Annotated in this window: 5 protein-coding genes; 3 read left to right on the top strand and 2 right to left on the bottom strand. The window is 38.4% G+C overall.

The window, feature by feature from the left end; genetic code table 11:
* The first annotated feature begins 868 nt into the window (after positions 1–868).
* Genes repM through CDG56_RS16465 form a run of 3 tightly spaced genes read left to right on the top strand, consistent with a single transcriptional unit; the run spans position 869 to position 2,526 of the window.
* Entirely contained in the window at positions 869–1,792 is a 924-nt protein-coding gene (gene repM / locus CDG56_RS16475) for a replication initiation protein RepM (RefSeq protein WP_087548435.1), read from the top strand.
* Positions 1,793–1,798: 6 nt separating this feature from the next.
* The gene (locus CDG56_RS16470) at positions 1,799–2,134 is read left to right on the top strand and encodes a hypothetical protein (protein WP_004906423.1); all 336 of its coding nucleotides are present in this window, start codon (positions 1,799–1,801) and stop codon (positions 2,132–2,134) included.
* A gap of 35 nt (positions 2,135–2,169) precedes the next feature.
* Entirely contained in the window at positions 2,170–2,526 is a 357-nt protein-coding gene (locus CDG56_RS16465; RefSeq protein ID WP_004906424.1) for a hypothetical protein, read from the top strand.
* Here CDG56_RS16465 and CDG56_RS16460 read toward each other — a convergent pair.
* Positions 2,523–2,792 carry a type II toxin-antitoxin system mRNA interferase toxin, RelE/StbE family gene (locus CDG56_RS16460; RefSeq protein ID WP_042107339.1) on the bottom strand — a complete coding sequence of 90 codons (270 nt, stop codon included), beginning with the start codon at positions 2,790–2,792 and terminating at the stop codon, positions 2,523–2,525. The genes CDG56_RS16465 and CDG56_RS16460 overlap by 4 nt on opposite strands.
* On the bottom strand, positions 2,789–3,079 hold the full coding sequence (locus CDG56_RS16455) for a CopG family ribbon-helix-helix protein (RefSeq protein WP_020899956.1): 291 nt from the start codon (positions 3,077–3,079) through the stop codon (positions 2,789–2,791). The genes CDG56_RS16460 and CDG56_RS16455 overlap by 4 nt, the downstream gene beginning before the upstream one ends.
* Positions 3,080–3,738: the final 659 nt, after the last annotated feature.

Genomic DNA, 3,738 nt, shown 5'->3' with positions numbered 1-3,738 from the left:
CCTCGTTTTAGTGAGAGCGTTCAGCGAATCCGAAGGACATACGAGCCTAGCGAAATATGCACCTAAAAGGGGGTGGGTCAACTACGTAGTAGTATGACGGGGCGCGAGCACGAAGTGCGCTGCAACTTGGAGCGATAGCGGAAAGTGAAAGGCAACAAAAAACGATTATCAAGGGCGTCCAGCCCTTGAAGTACAAGGAATCCTGACGTCCAGGAAGGACGAGCGAAGCGAGCTTGTACGGTAATTGTTTTTAGGCGCAACGAAGTGAAGGCTTTGTGCTTTTTTCTGTGCTTCCGTTGGTGCATCAATTCCACAAGAAAAGCACAATAGAAAACACAGATAGAATTAACCGAACGAGTGTCTACGAGTGATTGAGCACTATGAAAATTTCGCCCTGTTCTTTCCCTGATTACAAATTGGTATTTATACTTTTAAGGCACTGACCGAGCAAAGCGACAACACCATATTTGAAACTAGATCGAGCGAAGCGAGCAAAAAAGTTTTATGAGCGAAGCGAATCCATACTTGCTTTTGCTTTTAGATTTCACAAACAGTATTTACAGAAAAATTGCCCCTCGAAGCGAGGAACGAGCTTCAATAAAGTACGAGCTTTAGCGAGTACATAGGGCAATTTTGACTACTCCCCCTCTTTTTTAATTTTTTTAATTTTTTTAATTTTTAGAGGGTCTGAAATGATTATATAGCAATGCTTTCAGCCTTAATATAGCAACGTTTATCTTGCAATATAGCAACGTTTATCTTGCAATATAGCAACGTTTATCTTGCAATATAGCAACGTTTATCTTGCAAATCACAACACTAAAGAATAATGTTGCTATAACAACAAAATTAAAATAAGTTGCTGTGTATGAAAAAAGACCTAATCGTTAAGGATAATGCGCTGATCAATGCCAGTTATAATTTAGACCTTGCAGAACAACGCCTAATTCTTTTAGCAATACTGGAGGCGAGGGAATCTAACACCCCTAGTAACCATGATTTAACTATCCACGCAGAAAGCTACATCAATCACTTCAATGTCCACAGAAACACCGCCTACAAAGTCTTAAAGGATGCTTGCAAGAACTTGTTTGAGCGTCGTTTTAGTTACCAAAAATTAACGGCTAAAGGTAATCTTGAGAATGTTATGAGCAGATGGGTGCAGCGTGTGTCCTATGTTGAAAATGAAGCCCTTGTGCGTATCAGATTTTCAGATGACGTTGTGCCACTGATCACCAACCTAGAGAAGCATTTCACCAGTTATGAACTGGAGCAGGTGAGTAGTCTAACCAGTGCCTACGCCATACGTTTATATGAACTCCTGATCGCATGGCGTAGCACTGGCAAAGTATCAATGCTTGAAACTAAGGAATTGCGTTCAAGGCTTGGTGTATTGGATACAGAGCATCAACGGATGGAATCATTTAAAAGACGAGTATTAGAGCCTGCTATTCAACAAATTAACGACCACACCGACATTAAGGCAGAATACGAACAACATAAGCGAGGGCGTTCGATCATTGGCTTTTCATTCAGCTTTAAACAGAAATCCAAGCCTAAAACAGTGAAAGAGGAACGAGATCCAAACACCCCTGACTTTTTTATCAAAATGACTGATTCACAGCGCCATTTATTTGCTAATAAGATGTCTGAAATGCCCGAAATGTCTAAGTATTCACAAGGTACAGAAAGCTATCAGCAATTTGCTATTCGTATTGCTGAGATGCTTTTACAGCCTGAGAAATTTAGGGAGCTTTACCCTTTCTTAGAAAAAGCAGGATTTAAGGGATAAATACCAATGAATAAAAGTGCTTTTATCAAAAAATTCTTAGAAATTTATGTAAATACAACCTTACCCCATCCTGATGACTCTTATAGTCACATAGATTTTGAAGTGATGATCACTCCAAAATATGAAAATAGAAGCCGTATTGCTGTATTTTCAGGTGATCATGGAATATTCCCTATTATATTGGAAATAACAGACAATCCACACCATATAGAACTTGGATATATTGATGTATTTTTAATTGCAAATAAGCCTGTCAGAAAAAGTAAAAAACAACGGGATTTATTGAAGTTAATTATGAAATATCTACAACAAAATAATTTGATAAAATTTAGTCATGACTAAATTCTAAAAGATGCCATTAAAAATAGGTTTAGATAATGAAATTTCTTAAATTAATTATGTTTATTATTCTTAGTGCTTGTTCAGTTGCGACTTACGCTAAAAACAAAGAAAAATTAGTGATAGTCCATGTTACTGATCTTCCTAAACAATATTCTTTTTCACCAAATACCTCCATCGAGGTTCAATCGGTATCTGATAAACCACTCAACGTTAAAAAAGTGGTTGTTAATCGAGGTGCTTGTCTTGCATTACCTGATGACAGAACTAAAAATTTACCTAGTTATGGTAGTCGAGCAGAATATTTAATGGGCGGATGTTATGCCAAACATATTACTGAAATTGCTGTTTACTTAGATAATAATCAAGTAGTTGTATTCAACTTCAATAACTAAATCCAATGTTGTGATGTATGTAAGACTCTTAAAATACGTACATTTTCAGTAATGTCATACACCACAACATAATGCGGATGAACAACTAATTCCCTTGTTCCTTTTTTCTGTCCAGTGCGCCCAATAAGATTATTATGGGCAAGCAAACTAATTTTTTCCCTAATTAAATCATCCAATTCAATGGCAGCAATCGGATTTCTTTCATCGAGATAATCATAAATTCTTTCACGATCTTGTTCTGCATCTACTGTCCAAAGAATTTTCATGATTGACTAGCAGCCAATCGTGCCAATGTTGCAGCTCGTTTTGCTGCGAATTTCGCTTCCACGTCCTCATGTGAAATAAGATTCCCTGCATTAGCTTGATCTAAACCAATTTGAACTTGTTGTTGAAACCAAACATCATAAGATGCAGCTTCTTGTTGTTTTTTGACGAAATCGCGCATGAAATCGCGTAATAATTGCGCCCCACTACGGTCAATTTCTTTAGCAAAACTAGAAAATTCTTGCTTTAAAGATTCGTCCACTCGAAAAGTAAAAGTTGCTTCTGCCATATACTCACCAATGTGTTACATTTAATGTTCAATATAACACAAATTAATATATCGCTATTTTTTTCCAACTTAAACTTTGTTATTTTAGATGTTCAGATAAGTCATTTAGACCGTTCCTTATCTGAAATGATCTATAGGTTACAGATCAGGTGACTATCCATATTGACGGTACTGTTCAACAGTAGTGGGTGGTCACCAACCCTTCTATTTTTCGATTTAAGCAACTTTTCACCCTTAAAGCCACAACTTATACCCACAGCGAGCAAAGCTCGGCTAAACGCATCCTATGAGCAAATAGAGCATGTAATCAGGGAGAGTGCATCCTTGATTTTAATTTCTATTGTTCGCTCGTAGACACTCGCTCTGTGAGTGTATTTGTGCTTTTCCTTTGGCGAAAGCCAAAGATTAGCCCCGAAGGGGTGTGAAGCGAAAGCGGAACATCATCGAAGCCCCAGCGGAGATGACTGGGGGGAGCCGACAACGTAAAAGGGAGTGAACACGAACTTTAGACATCCCCAGATGTCGTTAGTTGTTGGGGGGCAAGCCCACCCCGTCAAACTATCCCGAAGGGTAGTTGACCCACCTCGTTTTAGTGAGAGCGTTCAGCGAATCCGAAGGACATACGAGCCTAGCGAAATATGCACCTAAAAGGGGGTGGG

Origin of the sequence: Acinetobacter sp. WCHA39, assembly GCF_002165385.1 — a bacterium.
Classification (GTDB): Bacteria; Pseudomonadota; Gammaproteobacteria; order Pseudomonadales; family Moraxellaceae; genus Acinetobacter.
Note: the sequence above shows the minus strand (reverse complement) of the source record. Positions and strands in the feature narration are given on the sequence as shown.

Excerpts from the sequence above, each read along its gene's own strand:
- repM (WP_087548435.1), top strand. The coding sequence starts at position 869 with ATGAAAAAAGACCTAATCGTTAAGGATAATGCGCTGATCAATGCCAGT.
- CDG56_RS16470 (WP_004906423.1), top strand. The coding sequence starts at position 1,799 with ATGAATAAAAGTGCTTTTATCAAAAAATTCTTAGAAATTTATGTAAAT.
- CDG56_RS16465 (WP_004906424.1), top strand. The coding sequence starts at position 2,170 with ATGAAATTTCTTAAATTAATTATGTTTATTATTCTTAGTGCTTGTTCA.
- CDG56_RS16460 (WP_042107339.1), bottom strand. The coding sequence starts at position 2,792 with ATGAAAATTCTTTGGACAGTAGATGCAGAACAAGATCGTGAAAGAATT.
- CDG56_RS16455 (WP_020899956.1), bottom strand. The coding sequence starts at position 3,079 with ATGGCAGAAGCAACTTTTACTTTTCGAGTGGACGAATCTTTAAAGCAA.